Annotated in this window: 23 protein-coding genes; 5 read left to right on the forward strand and 18 right to left on the reverse strand. The window is 61.2% G+C overall.

Annotated elements, in window-relative coordinates; translation table 11 throughout:
• Positions 1-56 precede the first annotated feature (56 nt).
• Positions 57-578 (forward strand): nitroreductase family protein, encoded by a 522-nt coding sequence (locus IIC71_10185; protein MCH7669545.1) that lies wholly within the window; start codon positions 57-59, stop codon positions 576-578.
• Positions 579-1,301: 723 nt separating this feature from the next.
• On the opposite strand, the gene IIC71_10190 is transcribed toward IIC71_10185, so the two are convergent.
• Positions 1,302-1,832: a hypothetical protein gene (locus tag IIC71_10190; protein MCH7669546.1), complete on the reverse strand. Its 531-nt coding sequence runs from the start codon at positions 1,830-1,832 to the stop codon at positions 1,302-1,304.
• Between the two features lie 68 nt (positions 1,833-1,900).
• On the opposite strand from IIC71_10190, the gene IIC71_10195 reads away from it, so the two are divergent.
• Positions 1,901-2,089 carry a hypothetical protein gene (locus IIC71_10195; protein MCH7669547.1) on the forward strand — a complete coding sequence of 63 codons (189 nt, stop codon included), beginning with the start codon at positions 1,901-1,903 and terminating at the stop codon, positions 2,087-2,089.
• Between the two features lie 182 nt (positions 2,090-2,271).
• On the opposite strand, the gene IIC71_10200 is transcribed toward IIC71_10195, so the two are convergent.
• Genes IIC71_10200 through IIC71_10220 form a run of 5 tightly spaced genes read right to left on the reverse strand, consistent with a single transcriptional unit; the run spans position 2,272 to position 4,397 of the window.
• Entirely contained in the window at positions 2,272-2,532 is a 261-nt protein-coding gene (locus IIC71_10200) for a hypothetical protein (protein ID MCH7669548.1), read from the reverse strand.
• Between the two features lie 4 nt (positions 2,533-2,536).
• Positions 2,537-2,764 carry a hypothetical protein gene (locus IIC71_10205; protein ID MCH7669549.1) on the reverse strand — a complete coding sequence of 76 codons (228 nt, stop codon included), beginning with the start codon at positions 2,762-2,764 and terminating at the stop codon, positions 2,537-2,539.
• Entirely contained in the window at positions 2,764-3,102 is a 339-nt protein-coding gene (locus tag IIC71_10210; GenBank protein ID MCH7669550.1) for a DUF3467 domain-containing protein, read from the reverse strand. Before IIC71_10210 ends, IIC71_10205 begins: the two co-directional genes overlap by 1 nt.
• Positions 3,103-3,141: 39 nt before the next feature.
• A complete protein-coding gene (locus tag IIC71_10215; GenBank protein ID MCH7669551.1) occupies positions 3,142-4,017 on the reverse strand; it encodes a hypothetical protein in 876 nt (291 codons plus the stop codon).
• Positions 3,993-4,397, reverse strand: a complete 405-nt coding sequence (locus tag IIC71_10220) for a hypothetical protein (protein ID MCH7669552.1) — start codon at positions 4,395-4,397, stop codon at positions 3,993-3,995. Before IIC71_10220 ends, IIC71_10215 begins: the two co-directional genes overlap by 25 nt.
• Before the next feature lie 355 nt (positions 4,398-4,752).
• On the opposite strand from IIC71_10220, the gene IIC71_10225 reads away from it, so the two are divergent.
• Together IIC71_10225 and IIC71_10230 are read left to right on the forward strand one after the other, a co-directional pair.
• Positions 4,753-4,995 (forward strand): type II toxin-antitoxin system CcdA family antitoxin, encoded by a 243-nt coding sequence (locus IIC71_10225; GenBank protein MCH7669553.1) that lies wholly within the window; start codon positions 4,753-4,755, stop codon positions 4,993-4,995.
• The gene (locus IIC71_10230; GenBank protein ID MCH7669554.1) at positions 4,973-5,386 is read left to right on the forward strand and encodes a type II toxin-antitoxin system VapC family toxin; all 414 of its coding nucleotides are present in this window, start codon (positions 4,973-4,975) and stop codon (positions 5,384-5,386) included. The genes IIC71_10225 and IIC71_10230 overlap by 23 nt, the downstream gene beginning before the upstream one ends.
• A 221-nt stretch (positions 5,387-5,607) precedes the next feature.
• Here the strand turns inward: IIC71_10230 and IIC71_10235 are convergent, their stop codons facing one another.
• The 11 genes from IIC71_10235 to IIC71_10285 form a co-directional block, all read right to left on the reverse strand.
• Positions 5,608-6,030, reverse strand: coding sequence for a hypothetical protein (locus IIC71_10235; GenBank protein ID MCH7669555.1), 423 nt, complete (start codon positions 6,028-6,030; stop codon positions 5,608-5,610).
• Complete coding sequence (locus IIC71_10240) at positions 6,020-6,388, reverse strand: hypothetical protein (protein MCH7669556.1); 369 nt, start codon at positions 6,386-6,388, stop codon at positions 6,020-6,022. Before IIC71_10240 ends, IIC71_10235 begins: the two co-directional genes overlap by 11 nt.
• Complete coding sequence (locus tag IIC71_10245; protein MCH7669557.1) at positions 6,385-6,714, reverse strand: hypothetical protein; 330 nt, start codon at positions 6,712-6,714, stop codon at positions 6,385-6,387. Before IIC71_10245 ends, IIC71_10240 begins: the two co-directional genes overlap by 4 nt.
• A 69-nt stretch (positions 6,715-6,783) precedes the next feature.
• On the reverse strand, positions 6,784-6,984 hold the full coding sequence (locus IIC71_10250; GenBank protein MCH7669558.1) for a hypothetical protein: 201 nt from the start codon (positions 6,982-6,984) through the stop codon (positions 6,784-6,786).
• A gap of 13 nt (positions 6,985-6,997) precedes the next feature.
• Positions 6,998-7,816: a type II secretion system F family protein gene (locus IIC71_10255; protein MCH7669559.1), complete on the reverse strand. Its 819-nt coding sequence runs from the start codon at positions 7,814-7,816 to the stop codon at positions 6,998-7,000.
• On the reverse strand, positions 7,813-8,616 hold the full coding sequence (locus IIC71_10260) for a hypothetical protein (GenBank protein ID MCH7669560.1): 804 nt from the start codon (positions 8,614-8,616) through the stop codon (positions 7,813-7,815). The genes IIC71_10255 and IIC71_10260 overlap by 4 nt, the downstream gene beginning before the upstream one ends.
• Entirely contained in the window at positions 8,613-9,593 is a 981-nt protein-coding gene (locus IIC71_10265) for a CpaF family protein (GenBank protein MCH7669561.1), read from the reverse strand. Before IIC71_10265 ends, IIC71_10260 begins: the two co-directional genes overlap by 4 nt.
• Positions 9,590-10,612 (reverse strand): hypothetical protein, encoded by a 1,023-nt coding sequence (locus tag IIC71_10270; protein ID MCH7669562.1) that lies wholly within the window; start codon positions 10,610-10,612, stop codon positions 9,590-9,592. The genes IIC71_10265 and IIC71_10270 overlap by 4 nt, the downstream gene beginning before the upstream one ends.
• Positions 10,609-11,223, reverse strand: coding sequence for a hypothetical protein (locus IIC71_10275; protein ID MCH7669563.1), 615 nt, complete (start codon positions 11,221-11,223; stop codon positions 10,609-10,611). Before IIC71_10275 ends, IIC71_10270 begins: the two co-directional genes overlap by 4 nt.
• A complete protein-coding gene (locus tag IIC71_10280) occupies positions 11,220-11,552 on the reverse strand; it encodes a hypothetical protein (GenBank protein MCH7669564.1) in 333 nt (110 codons plus the stop codon). The genes IIC71_10275 and IIC71_10280 overlap by 4 nt, the downstream gene beginning before the upstream one ends.
• A gap of 163 nt (positions 11,553-11,715) precedes the next feature.
• Positions 11,716-12,150 (reverse strand): PPOX class F420-dependent oxidoreductase, encoded by a 435-nt coding sequence (locus tag IIC71_10285; GenBank protein MCH7669565.1) that lies wholly within the window; start codon positions 12,148-12,150, stop codon positions 11,716-11,718.
• A 102-nt stretch (positions 12,151-12,252) separates the two neighbouring features.
• Here IIC71_10285 and IIC71_10290 point away from each other — a divergent pair, with 102 nt between their 5' ends.
• Complete coding sequence (locus tag IIC71_10290; protein ID MCH7669566.1) at positions 12,253-12,648, forward strand: DUF4259 domain-containing protein; 396 nt, start codon at positions 12,253-12,255, stop codon at positions 12,646-12,648.
• Between the two features lie 94 nt (positions 12,649-12,742).
• Here the strand turns inward: IIC71_10290 and IIC71_10295 are convergent.
• The coding region (locus IIC71_10295; protein MCH7669567.1) for an ABC transporter permease at positions 12,743-13,174 on the reverse strand (432 nt) is incomplete at its 5' end.

Below are 13,174 nucleotides of genomic sequence, written 5' to 3' on the forward strand. Positions count from 1 at the left end.
GTCCGAGAAGACCTCACCGCGAACCGGGCAGTAGCTGAGGTCACTAACCTCGGCGTATGAGCACTTTGTATGATCACATCATGTCGCTGCGGGCCGTCCGCCAGTACAGCGACACCCCCCTGTCAGACGAGCACCTCGACCAGATTCTTGAAGCGGCCCGATGGACGGGGAGCGCCAAGAACCTGCAACTCTGGTCGTTTATCGTCGTGACCGGCGAGCAGAAAGAACGTCTGTGTGCGGCCGGTGACTTCTTGACACCGCTGCTCAACGCCACGGTTGGCATCGCGCTCGTCGAGGAGCCGGGAGGCTATGAGTTTGATACCGGACGTCTTGCCCAGAACATCATGTTGGCAGCCGCTTCCTTGGGCGTTGCTTCGTGTCCGCTGACCTTGCATCGTGAGGAGAAGGCGGCCGAGGTGCTTGGGTTGGCTGCGGGTTCTCGTGCGCGGTACGCAGTATCTCTTGGGTACTTGCCCGACGATGGCAAGGTCGCCAGGTTTGGTGGTCAAGGTGGCCGCAAGGGCCGGACGGATGTCGTGTTCGACAACACCCACGGTGAACCCTTCGACGGCTCGTAACACCCCGCGTCTGGTGCCCACGTCGGCGCCGCGCTGGGGCGGAGCGATAGAAGCCTTCCTGCGAACCCGGTTCGCATGTCGCAAGAAGACTTCGTCGGAGCTGTGGTCAGGCAGCGACCACTCGGAAGCCGAAGCGGACTCGCAGTGCGGTGTAACTACCAAAGTCATGAGTCGCGAAGGCCTAGCCCTGTGGATGGGCAGCAGGTCTGACATCGCATGCATCGAAGTCACTGGTGATTCGAGAGGGGAAATCGGCTGTAGCGCCGATACCACCGAACCGATCAGTTTCGGAGCTGGAGCCATATCTGGCAACGGTTCCGTTGCGTTCGGTGCGTCGAATTGGGAGGTAGATCGGTCCGTTCCCAACGAGTAGACCACGCACGGTACGCGATTCTCGGTCCGGAGAGCGGGTCCGGTGCCGGCACACCCGAGATCGGCAGGCACGGGTCGACATTGCGGCGACATTTCCGAGCGCAGGCGGTTTGCACTGTGGGCCACCTCTGAAGGCGAACCCACGCCCGGATATACCGAGGCCACATTCGATGCCAACAAGGCAATTCCCATCGAGCGCGGCTCATGGATTGCTGATCGGTCGGTCCTCCTTACTGCCCATCTTAGAACAGGACCGGCGGCTGTTTCCCGCAGACCGGAAATTCACAGACCAACTATTGCTGCGAACGAGCCTGTCTCACGTATTGAACTTGAAGATCGGTGGCGCCTACCTCACGGGATGGTTTTGTCGAGTGCCAGATACACCACCGGGAGGAAACCCCAGAATGCAGTGAACACGAGCGCGTACCCGAGCGTCTTGGCGGGAACTTTCCCGTAGGTGAATCCGGTGACCATGAGGAACACTACTCCCCACACGATCGTCGAAGACTGGAACAAGAACGTGTCGTTGAAGAGATCGAATGTCAGATACAAGGCTGCCAGGACACCTACTGGTACCGCCAGGTTGCCGACCGGTCGCAGATCCGATCCGGTCACTAATGCGATCCCGAGGGCCGTGAAGAACACTGCGAAGAGCAACACTAGGCCCGCTAGCGTGAGGATCAGGCTGTCTCCAGCTGCCTGTTGAACCAGTATGAAGACCTGGCTTGCCAGCATCACTCCGACTATGACTTCTATCCAACCGACGGTGATCGCAGGATTCTTACTCTCCTCCGTCGGGTTGGCGCCTATACCAATTAGGTATAAACCGATCACCCACGCCCCCAGGGCAAACGTAAAGAAAACTACCGCTACAGAAAGCACTCTCATCTCCTTGGTCGAATTAATCCATAATACTCCCCCGGGTTCCGTCATCGCAACAGGCTCGGCACATGTCATCGCAGAACCAACTCCACACGCACGCAAGACCCTGCAGCGCCGACGGTGCATCTACAACGAAGCGGGCCGTCAACCAGCTGATCGACGCCGACTTGCGCCGGAGACATCTCCTTCGACTTGAGACAGGAGAAGGCATCGACCTCTCGGATGACGAGCGAATGCGCGGTGCATGGGTTAGTTGATGGCTTTACCCGGCGGTTCTTGCCGGTACCACTGATGTTGGCCGAGTGGTGCGCTGGCTGGTCGAGTGGGCGGTACCCCGCGAATCATTCTGAACCGGACACTTTCGCTGCCGAGAGTTTCTGCCGTCGTTTCCGAGGCACCCGACCCAGTGGTTTTGGTCCGCGCTGGTGGAACCGCGTTCCTACCTGTTGTCCGCGATTGCCAATAGTCGAAACGTATGGAATTGCTCAGCTCTTAGGTACACAAGGGCCACTTTGGTGTTGAGAACCGCGAGCTGCCTCACCAGCGGGGATTCCCCGGGCACCCTGGAGTCAGCGAGGTCGTCGGGGTGCGCCGCCATGGTGGCCATCGTGTTTAGGACCCGACTTCTCGTATCGTCGTGGGACTGAGACACGAACCACGGGTCGAGGACGCGTTCTAGGTTCGACCATTGCCAAGCCATAGACTCAGTCGAGGTACCGCTCGCGGAATGTATCGAGAGTCACGGAATCGCCGTAAGGTTCGTTCTCGCGAACTCTGTGTTGATAGTCCTCAACGGCTTGTGCGAAGGAACTTGATGCGAGTCTCTGTGATCGGCGCAGAAAGTGCCATACCGCGCTGTTGGTCATGGTCGGTATCGAATAGTCGTACGAGGCCTTCATTTCGGGGGCTTTTCTCTGATGAGTTGTGTCCATTATGGCGTGCCACCTCCCGGGGGATAGTCTGGCGTAGTGTCGGGCTGGGGCGTGATCTGGCCGAAGCGTTTTTCGTACGTATCTACATTGTCGGCAATCGCCCTGGCGATATTGAATATCACATTCGTCGGAATCTTGAGGCGGGCAACGAGCGGTGCCGTGAACGTTTGTTGGGAATTGTCGTCAGAGGCATCAGGCAGGCCGACAACTACGAAGTCCAACGTAAATTCGTGCTCGGTATGCCACACGCCGAGCAGATTCGCGTAGTTGCCGACGACCATATCGTCGGAGACGATGATCCGCAGATTCCGCTGGTCCTCCGTAGGTTCGCTTTCCATACCCATACCGTAGGGGAACAACACTGTTGTAGTTGTCCATTAAGCGTTTGTCCGCTGGGATAGATGTTCGCAGACCTTCCAACTGTCGAATCTGGGCTGCGGGGATTCGATGGCGCCCATCGTGGGGGTTGTTGTTGAGCGGAACATGCCGATTACGTCCTTTGCGACGTCGGCCAACGCTTGGGCCGCACCGAGGGTGGGGCTTCTGGTGGTGGGCTTGTATTTTGCAATTGCACTTGTGAGGCCGGTGATACCGCCGGTCGTCGGATCGACAACCACGGTTGCCAGTGCGCCCGAGCTGACAACGACATCGCCAGCCTGCGGGAACATCGGAACGCCCGGCCCGGCGCTTCCAGCGTTGCGGAACAGACCTGCCCACAGTTGCGGGCCGAAGGTGATGGTTGCTGCGCCGCCGTCGTTGCGGGCGTATTGAGGGTTGCCGCCCGTCCCGATGATCAGGTTGCTCGAAATGTCGATGTTGTTATTGCCGCTCGAACCGCCCGAGGCATTGTTGCCGTTTTGGAGGCGGAAGATGGCAAACGTCGACTGGGTGACGATCGTGTTGTTGTACACCGTGGCCCCGTTCACGCCGCGAATCTCAATTGCCGAATCGTCAAAGTCGACAATGATGTTGTTGCGCGAAATCTGGTCGACACCCTCCCACTGCGGGTACGCCGGGTTCCAGAACGAAGCCCCCGTGTTACCTCCGAGCTGCAGCGGAGCGTTGGCGCGGATCCCCCTGATGAGGCTGCTGTCGGTGAGGATGTTCGACGACCCGCCCTTGAAGAAGATGCCGTGGCTGCCAGCGGCATTGTCGTGGATGTCGCTACCGATCACCACTGCGCCGTCAACACCGACACCGTCGATGATGGCGTTGCTAATCGCCTCGCTCACATCGTTGTCTTCAATACACACGGTCCCCACGCCCGCACCCGTGCCGTCTTGATCTTGATGGCAGCACCGGGGCCGGGGGCGAGGTCGTGGATGGTGTTGTTCGCAATGTAGATCTGACGGATGTCCTCCGACTCGGGTGCAATATGGAGGTTGTTGCCGCCGCCGTTGCTGATGTCGATACCGGTGAGGGAGATGTAGGAACCGCTGATGCGAAACTCGCCCGAGCCTCCATGTCGAGGACGGGTGACGCCCCCGCATCCGCGACGACCCGGATCCAGTTGGTCGGTGTCCCGGACGTGGCGTAGCGGCGTCACGCCGTTGGGCGCACGGATACACGCCCCGACAGGCGACGGGGGAACCACCGGCGACAGGCTCAACGCTCGCGCCAGGAACGAAGCCATCTGGTCGCGTCTCACCTCGTCATCGGGGCAGTACTGTCGTTGGTTGGTGGATTGCAGCCCTTCGTGATCCCGGCTTCCCTGATGGCCTCAATGTTGCCCTCGTGGATGTTGCCGTCATCGTCAACAGACGACCCTCCCGGCGGCACCCCGCAGACGCCGCAGTCGTCGAAACGACAGTCACCAACACAACAATTGCAAGCGGGGCAGACACCCAGCCCCGGTTTCGAATCGAACGCATGAGTCAGTATGGCAGCGACAAGTGACTACTCACGGTGTCATTTGTGTAAGAGGCTGTCAGGGTACGAGGGCCAACGATCCGTCTCGTCTCTATAAGAACTCCCGACTATTTGCAAGTGTGTATACTATGCGCATGGCAAGAATTAATGTGTATCTTCCCGATGATCTCGCGTTGAAAGTGAAGGCGGCGGACTTGAACGTCTCAAGGCTTGCCCAAGAGGCGCTGCGCAGCGCCCTGGCAGCTAGCCGTGTGGACGACTGGCTCGACGATGTCGGCTCGCTGGGGTCCCTCGGCATCGATCCCGCCCTTGTTGTTTCCGCTGTTACTGCAGCGAAAGATGAGCTTGACGGTCGTGGCTAAGCAGACAATCGTTGATGCCTCGTCGATGGTCGACATCCTTGTTGGGTCGCTGTCTGCTTCCGCTGTGCGAGACCGGCTACAAGGCTGCGAACTTCACGCACCGGCGCACTTCGACGCTGAAGTGCTCTCCGCCCTCGGACGTCTGCACCGCGCGGGGCACCTCACTGCGCAACAGGCGGAGGCTCGAGTCGAATACGCGGCTAACGCACCGATCGAACGTCACCCCCTCGCCCCACTGCTCGCGGGAGCCTGGAAGCTGCGTCACAATCTACGATTGGTCGATGCCCTCTACGTCGAGCTTGCCAACACTCTTAACGCTCCAGTCGTAACGACGGACGCCGGGCTGGCAGCGGCATCTCAAATCGCCGAGTATGTCTCTGGCGATGCGTAGATAACGTCGTGTCTCAGGAGTCGAGCACAGCGGTGGGTACCCCGACGCTCCTACCAGCTAGTCGAGCGGGACCGCAAGGCGCCCCGGGATACAGAAACTCAAGTCCGTGTCGAACACGCTCATGCGAATCTTCGTCTATGTCTTTCGTCGTCCCGAGTAACGTCTGGCGCTTTGTGAGATCGGATGCGGTGGTCGTGGTTAGCGCCAGAATCCATTGGGGGTTAGCCGCGGGCGGGGGAGGCGCAGGCGGTGGCGGACACTTGCAACGAGCCGGCGCCAAAGAGGCCAAGCAGTGCGGAGGAGTATTCCTGGGCGACGTCCACGCAGATGGTGTCGGGGGATACAAGCGCCGCGGTGATTACCCGGTTGGGACGTGGCCGAGCGGCGTTCCCGGCTGCCACCGCTGACGGGACTGCAACATCCGGCGCCAGATCCACCGAACCGGACCGCAACGTCGCCAGGTCGATCGTGGCTGCCCCTGCCTCGGCGGCTGCTTCGGCGACAAAGTTGGTTTCACGCCACAGCGACGCCCAAGACGACAGCTCGAACACCAATCCGACCATCAACAGCCCGACCATCATGAGACCAATCGTTGCCGGTAGTGCGGTCCCACGTTCGTCACGAAGCGCACGGTTACGGCGCATAAGCAGTACTCCCGAATGGGCTGGCCGCCACCGTGGCCCGCCCGACAACTGTGTACATGATCGCGTCGCCGAGGATCGCAACGACGGGCACGTCGATCGACACCACCACGTCTGTGCCTGCGGCCGTGGTCTTGAGCGTGATCGTTGCCCCGGGTGCCGCATCGGCGGCAGCCTGCCTCGCGGCGGTTTCGTCGCCTGTACGGACCGCAATCGTCGCAGCGTTGAACGCCGCTTCGGCGGCCCTATCTCCGGCAGCCGACACGCTCGTGATGGCAAGCAACAACTGGATCACAACCACCACGATGAGCGAGCCAACAATCAGCGTTTCGATCAGCGTCGTTCCCCGCTCGCCGGTCATGGCTCCACAACCAGCGGCGCCGAGGCTTCAACGACAACCGTGATAGCGGAAAACAGTGGGCCCGGTGGCGACCACAAATACACAACCCTGACCACTGCCGTGTCTCGTGTGCGCGATATCACTGTCGACTGAATAGTGGCTCCCGGTGCGGTGGCTTTGATTGCCGCATCGGCGTATGCGCTGAGGTCCGAGTCTGACGCTCCCACCAACGCCGCCCGGCGTGCGGTTGCGTCTACCGCTGTGGACGCGGCGTTGCGTGCGACTGCAAAAAACGCCACGTTGACAAGCAGCAGCAAGAACAAGAAGAACAGCGCCATTGCCGCCATCCCCTCGATAATCGCGTTGCCATCTTCGTCTCCGAGAGACGCCCGGTGGTTACGAGAAACTGCTCTCTCCTAGGAAAAGAAGCCGGTGAGCTGGCCGACCACGTTGCCCCACACGTCACCCGCTGTCGTACGCACCTGGGGCAGCAGCAGTGCAATGACGAGCACCGCAATGGTCGCAAGCCCGAGCCACTCGACGGTGGTCGATCCTCTTTGATGCGTGAGCGTTTCCGTCTCGGTCATGTCTTGGTCGGGCGTGTCTTGGTTTGGCATGTTGTCTCCTTTTCTAAGGGTTTCCTGCGAGTTGTTGTAAAGATGTCAGCGTCGGGTATATGAGAAAGAGGAGGGTCACCGGGACCATCAACGCAAGGATCGGTGCGTACATCGCAAGTGCCTTCTTGCCTCCCTCCGATGTCAGCGACCGCTGCAATTCGGCGCGAAAGTCGCGGGCGAGTTCGTTAAGCGCCTCGCTGAGTCGGCCACCCGACTGATGGGCATGCCCGAGCAGTGAGTAGAGCCGTGACGACGCCGGGTTCACGGCGCTCTTTGCCGCAGCGTATAACGCTTCGGTGAGCGGGGCACCGCTGCTGTACTCGACGAATGCTTCACCTAGCTCGTCGGTCACGACACCGCGTGAGTTGGTGACCAAATCGTCGATTGCTGACGACAGGGACGCACCTGACAACACTGACAGCGCCAAAGCGTCGCTCACCGCCGGCAGCTCATGGATGGCCTGCCTCGAGCGACGCTCCGCTCGCGAAGTCATCCACATCCGCAGACCTAACAGACCGCTGAACGCACCGAGAATCACCAGCGCAGGTGTAGAGGCCTGTGGGTCCGCCAAGAACAGATCCCCTTGTCCGAGCAGGACGCCAATCGTTGCGCCTGCGATCCCGGCTGTCAGCCACCGCAGATGAAGGTCTTCCTTCGACCATGTGAGTCCCGCGTTGCGCGCTGCGGGCGGAGCGGTTGTGACCGGTGTCTGGCTGACGGTGCGGGTCAGCAGATGAGGGCCGATTCTGTCACCGAGCGAGCGGACCGCAGATGGGCTGACGACCGTGTACGCAGCCCACCCAGCAACAACAGCGACGAATAGCCTCATCATTGGAACAGCCTCGGTGGTCGTGACAATGTTGCCACCCGACGACCTATCGCATATCCACCCAAGGTGACGGCAAGGCCGATCGCGATGACGTTGGCGCCCTCTGCGGTTTTGTATGCGTCCGCGGCGGCAGGGTTCGTCGAAATGGTGAGAGCGAGCAGCGCCCACGGTGCGACCAACGCCACCAGCGCGGTCATCCGCTGTTCTGTCAACGCGGCGTTGTGTGCGGCCCGGACTCGCAAGTCGTCGGCGACTGACATGCCGAGCGCGGCCACTATTTCGCCGACCCGTTGGCCCCCGACGCGTTGGGCCGTTGCCAGGGTCAACAAGATGTGGTCGGCGGTGGCGTCTGCGAGTTCGGTGCGCAACGTGGACAGGGCTCCGCTGAAGCCAAGCCCGTAGAACGTTTCCCTCTCAACAGCGGGGGCGTGTTTGGATAGCCGACCGTCGGACGCGTGCAACGCCGAGACGAAAGCATCGGGGAGCGGATCGCCTGACGCGAGGCGTCCTCGGAGCAACGCAAGCACGTCGGGCCATTCTTGAGCCGTTGCGTGCGCTTCGACTTGGGGTGCGGCCTGGGCGCGGGCGAGTGGGACCAACATTACGAGGATCGCAATCGAGATGGCAGCGGCGGGGACCTGGAGTATGCCGAGGGTGGGGAGGAAGGTCAGCACTCCGAAGATGCCCGCCGCCACCAAGGCGCGGGGATCGAGCGACAGTTTGGGAGTCCACAGGCGGATGTCGGGTCGAGCGACGAGCGCCCACGCCGAAAACCCAGCGAGGATTGCGGCGACACCCCTCACGCCAGGATCCCCGTGTTCGAGTCGTCTGTTGAGCAGTACAGCATGCGACTTGTCCAGCGACCATCGGCCGGGGTCACCTCAATGAGTTCCTGGAGGATGCGTCTCGTCGGGGTCCGCTTGAGGAACACGACGTATCGCACAACAGAGGCCACAGTGCGCTCTGCAAACGCCACTGTGACATTCGACCCGGCGAGAATCGAGTACGACACCATCTTCTCCAACGCGTCAACAGCAGAATTTGCGTGCAGTGTCGCGAGGCCCGCACAGCCGGTGTTCAGCGCCATCAACAGATCGAGTGCCTCAGGGCCACGCACCTCCCCGACGACGATGCGGTCGGGTCGCTGTCGCAGGGCCTCACGCACCAGGTCGCGCAGGGTGATCTCCGCGCCACCGTCGAGACCGGCCTCGCGTGTTTGCATCTGGGTGATGTCTGGAAGATCGGACTGAATCTCGAAAACTTCCTCACAAGTGACGACTCGTCGGTCTGGCAGCACCTCCGATAGCAGGCAGTTCACAAGGGTCGTCTTTCCAGCACTGGGCGCGCCCGCAACGAGGATTGTCTCGTCATGGGTGATCGCGTCCGCGAGAAACTTGGCTACATGTTGGGGCATCGACCCTTTGTCAACGAGCGCCTGAAGATGGTTGACCCGCACCACGAACTTGCGGATCTGGATGTTGAGCCGGTCCGGGTGGGTCACTGGTGGGCCGGTGATGTGCACCCGGGATCCGTCCTCAAGTTGCGCCGACACGATCGGATTAGCAAGGTCGAGCCGGCGACCTGTGCCGGCGAGTAGTTGGTCAGCAATACGTCGCACGTTGGCTGTAGTAGTGACAACTGGCAGCAGTTCTTTGCGGCCGTTGCGTACGACAAACGTGCGCGCTGAGCCGAGGATGATGATCTCCTCAACGTCAGGGTCGGCGAGGAGTGGGCCGACAAAGCCGAACCGGGCACTGTTGTCTGCAAGCGCAACAGTCATTTCGGCACCACCGCGGTCAAAGCCTTGAGAAGGGACCGGTGCGGTGGGCGGGCATGTCTCGCCGCGTAGCGGATTGCGGGATTGTCGGCGACGGTGGCTGTTGGAGTGAGTCCAGTCCACCGACGCACCGCGTCGGTGAGCTGGTCTTTGTCTCGACGCGGCACCCGGTTGAGGACGATCGTCGGTTGCGGACCAGACCAGGCCGCAATGAACTTGGCAACCCGTACGATGCCGACCGCCGATGCGTCACACACGACAATTGCGTTGTCCGCCCGTTTCGTAATGGCCGCGATGGGGTTCGGTCCGGCGTCGACGATCACATGCTCGGTGATGACCGCGACCCCTTCGAGCAGTGACGTTGCGCTGTCTGTTATGTACTCCTCGCTGGCAGCACCGACGATCACTCCGATGCCGCCGAAACGCTGCACACAAGATGAAATGTCACCGTCCGCGTGGATAGCGTCGAGGGCGTCCTCGATGGTCGGCTCTGGTGAGAGGTTGAGCCGGACCGCAAGAACGGGGTCGGTGGCATCGGCGTCGACCAGAATTGTGTTTCGGTGTTTCGCGCTGATCGTTGCGGCACCGAGGGCGACTTCCGTGATACCCGGGGCGCCGCGAGGTCCCGTCACGACGGTAATTTGGGCCGTTGTCGTAGCTGCTGTAGTGGTCTCAGGGAGGGCTAGTCGCAGCCGGTGCAGCACGACTTCGGGCTCTTCGGTGTCCTTCATCACAATGTCGACACCCATTGAGGCGAGCTGGCCCGGCGCAACGGGGTCGTTTGCAGCGTGTATGCCGACTACAACAATCCCCCGTGCGGTCCACGAGCGCACGATCGACGCCGAGAGCCACGGGGTTTCCGCCCCGACGACGATCGCGTCGATCTCGGTCTCGATGCCATATACATCGTCGGGCTGATACATTCGTGCCACGAGGCGGACCCGTGCAGTGTCGTGGGCAGATTGCACAAGGGCGGCTTCCCATTCACGCGCCGACAGGACCGTCGCGATCCGCGGGATCATCTGTCGACCTTGACCAGATCGATCTCCCCGCCATGGACAGCGTTGGCAAGGTCGATCGCCAGTTGATCGGTCACGGCCAGCAGGACCCGAACCTGGTCGCCAAAGGCGTTCGACTCGGCGAGCTGTGCGGAGATCACGAAGACGTCCGATGCAAGGACGACGGTCGTCATATCGGATGTGGCTGCGCTGCCCCTGGTGACGAGGATATCCACGGTGTCGCCAGCCTGGAGCAACCCGAGGACAGCCTGGGTAGCGGGAACTGTCAACGCCATCTGTTGCGGCGCAGAAAGCTGTTGTGGCGGTCTGATCAAAGATGTCAGAAGCGGCTCACCTGCGGCGAGCGGGGCGACCAGCGTCCAGGTTGCGAGCTCCCCGATGTCTGACCCGACGATCAGGCCCTCGGTGTTGTCAACATCGCGGTAGGAAATCTCTAGGTCCCCGAGGGGAGTACCCGCCGGGAGTGCTCCGTCTGCGACAAGGACCGGCGTCAGATCGGGAGATGCGGTCATCCCGAGTACCAGGATCGCCGCCAGGAACCCAGCCCCGAGCGCTATGGCGGTTCTGCGGTCGATTGAAGGGATGGTCGCGAGGCGTTGCGCGATGGTTGTCATTGGCGAACCTCGACCGAAACGATGCTGCGCAGCATGATGAGCCTGCTCGTTGCGTCATACCGAACAGTGATGTGGTCGGCGCCGACGCTTTCGATGATCCCGCGGTGCATATGCCCGTCGGTGGTCGCAACAAGCGCTGTGGCGGACGCATCTGCAAGGTTGAGCATGCGGTCCCGCAGAGTTGTGCGCCGCACCGCTGCAGCCCGTGCGGCGTGTTGTTCGGCGAGCAGCGTTGCGTCGAGCTGTCGTCGTAGCTCCCTACCGATCCCGACAAGGTCGGGGTGTGTACCAGCCTCCACCGTGTGCCTTCCTAATGGCCGTGATTCCATATAATCACTGTTAGTTGGAGACAATCAAGGGACACGGGATTCTTTTTTTCGCGACCGGTCCAAACATGGGCATTGATGGACTAGTGCGGTGGGTATATTTGGATTCTGGCGCTAATCCAGCTCGTATACGGTGGTGTATAACGCCAGAATCCAATTCGACGGGTCAGCCGGCGACGTTGACTTTGGCCACGATGTGGTCGATCTTTACGCGGACGACTAGCTCACCAGGGACCGCATTTCGTTTCCCAATCGCCTCGGCTACATCCGCACCCATGTAGCGACCACCGATGCGGGTGGCCCACTTGAGGAGTTCCTCGGGATCGGTCGATGTGGTTGTGGTACCCGAAATCGTCAGGAACGAAAACGGCGGTGCCTCGTCATCGAGACACAGCGAGACCCGTGGGTCGCGCAGGATTGCCTTCCCCTTGATCGTATTGGCCCCTGTCATAAAGATGACGTCGTCGCCGTCGAGATCGATCCACACCGGGGCAATGTGGGGAGCACCGTCCTTGCGGACCACCGCAAGTTTTGCAGTGCGCGCCGGGAGCGCAGCAATGAACTCTTTCCACCACCCGGGTGGAGCTTCGTGATATCCCATGATGAGCCGAACCGTAGCGCGCAACGCCGGGTCCGCGTATGGGAGGTTGCTACGGCGGGGTATGGTTGCAAGCTGGCATTCCGGTGGCGAGAGGAGATCACGGTGGGCACGTGGGGCACGGGACCATTTGAAAACGACGACGCTGTCGACTGGGTCTCCGAGCTCTATGACGGTGGCGGCATCGACACGTGTCGCGAGGCGTTGCGTGCCGCGACCGTGGAGGGCTACCTGGAGATGTATGTGGGGGCTGCCGCGATCGCGGCTGCCGAAATCATTGCTGCCGCGGTTGGCAGAGCATCAAGCGATCTACCCGGTGAGTTCTTCGAATGGCTGATCGACAACGACGACGTCCCGACAAGTGCCGACATAACCCTGGCTCGCAATGCCGTGGAGCGTATTTCCGGCGAAGACTCAGAAGTCGCCGACCTGTGGCAAGATGCCAGGGATGCAAGTTGGGCGTCCCGAGTTGAAGAACTTCTCGTCCGGCTTGCGGACTAGCCACCCTAGGAAACCGCACCCGCCTCTGCGCGATGCCGAATGTCTGCCAGCTATATCGCCCGGGTGGGTCGCTGACGCCTCCCCTCTCGACATCTCAGCCTGCTGTGAGGGCCTTGCGAAAGGCCGTTACTGCAGCGGCGAAAAGCACGACCGCGAACACGCCGAGCATCGTGAGTTCGATGACGATGTCGCTGACACCGCCGCCGCGCCGGACGATGTCGCCGAACGCGTCCAACGCCCAGGCGTGCGGGAGAAGGTGTGAGACGTTGCGCATTGTCGGGGAGAAGATCTCTGGGGGCACCATTGCGCCACCGAGGGCGGCGGCGGCCAACCCGATAAACACTCCCAGCGACCCAGCCTGTTGGTCGTTGTTGACTAGCGATCCGAGCAGCATCGACGCGCTGGCCGACACCAGGGCAAACAGCACGATGATGATCGTTGCCGGCAGCAGGGCGCCCCAGAAGACACCAAAGAGCAACGCTGACCCGATAGCTATGACGAGGGCCTGCAGCAGCGCGACTGCGAA

This window comes from Acidobacteriota bacterium, assembly GCA_022562055.1.
GTDB lineage: Bacteria > Actinomycetota > Acidimicrobiia > Spongiisociales > UBA5794 > BMS3BBIN02.

Coding starts and splice junctions, on each gene's coding strand:
- IIC71_10185 (MCH7669545.1), top strand. CDS start 57: ATGAGCACTTTGTATGATCACATCATGTCGCTGCGGGCCGTCCGCCAG.
- IIC71_10195 (MCH7669547.1), top strand. CDS start 1,901: ATGTCATCGCAGAACCAACTCCACACGCACGCAAGACCCTGCAGCGCC.
- IIC71_10200 (MCH7669548.1), bottom strand. CDS start 2,532: ATGGCTTGGCAATGGTCGAACCTAGAACGCGTCCTCGACCCGTGGTTC.
- IIC71_10205 (MCH7669549.1), bottom strand. CDS start 2,764: ATGGACACAACTCATCAGAGAAAAGCCCCCGAAATGAAGGCCTCGTAC.
- IIC71_10210 (MCH7669550.1), bottom strand. CDS start 3,102: ATGGAAAGCGAACCTACGGAGGACCAGCGGAATCTGCGGATCATCGTC.
- IIC71_10220 (MCH7669552.1), bottom strand. CDS start 4,397: ATGGCTTCGTTCCTGGCGCGAGCGTTGAGCCTGTCGCCGGTGGTTCCC.
- IIC71_10230 (MCH7669554.1), top strand. CDS start 4,973: ATGAGCTTGACGGTCGTGGCTAAGCAGACAATCGTTGATGCCTCGTCG.
- IIC71_10235 (MCH7669555.1), bottom strand. CDS start 6,030: ATGCGCCGTAACCGTGCGCTTCGTGACGAACGTGGGACCGCACTACCG.
- IIC71_10240 (MCH7669556.1), bottom strand. CDS start 6,388: ATGACCGGCGAGCGGGGAACGACGCTGATCGAAACGCTGATTGTTGGC.
- IIC71_10245 (MCH7669557.1), bottom strand. CDS start 6,714: ATGGCGGCAATGGCGCTGTTCTTCTTGTTCTTGCTGCTGCTTGTCAAC.
- IIC71_10250 (MCH7669558.1), bottom strand. CDS start 6,984: ATGCCAAACCAAGACACGCCCGACCAAGACATGACCGAGACGGAAACG.
- IIC71_10255 (MCH7669559.1), bottom strand. CDS start 7,816: ATGATGAGGCTATTCGTCGCTGTTGTTGCTGGGTGGGCTGCGTACACG.
- IIC71_10265 (MCH7669561.1), bottom strand. CDS start 9,593: ATGACTGTTGCGCTTGCAGACAACAGTGCCCGGTTCGGCTTTGTCGGC.
- IIC71_10270 (MCH7669562.1), bottom strand. CDS start 10,612: ATGATCCCGCGGATCGCGACGGTCCTGTCGGCGCGTGAATGGGAAGCC.
- IIC71_10275 (MCH7669563.1), bottom strand. CDS start 11,223: ATGACAACCATCGCGCAACGCCTCGCGACCATCCCTTCAATCGACCGC.
- IIC71_10280 (MCH7669564.1), bottom strand. CDS start 11,552: ATGGAATCACGGCCATTAGGAAGGCACACGGTGGAGGCTGGTACACAC.
- IIC71_10285 (MCH7669565.1), bottom strand. CDS start 12,150: ATGGGATATCACGAAGCTCCACCCGGGTGGTGGAAAGAGTTCATTGCT.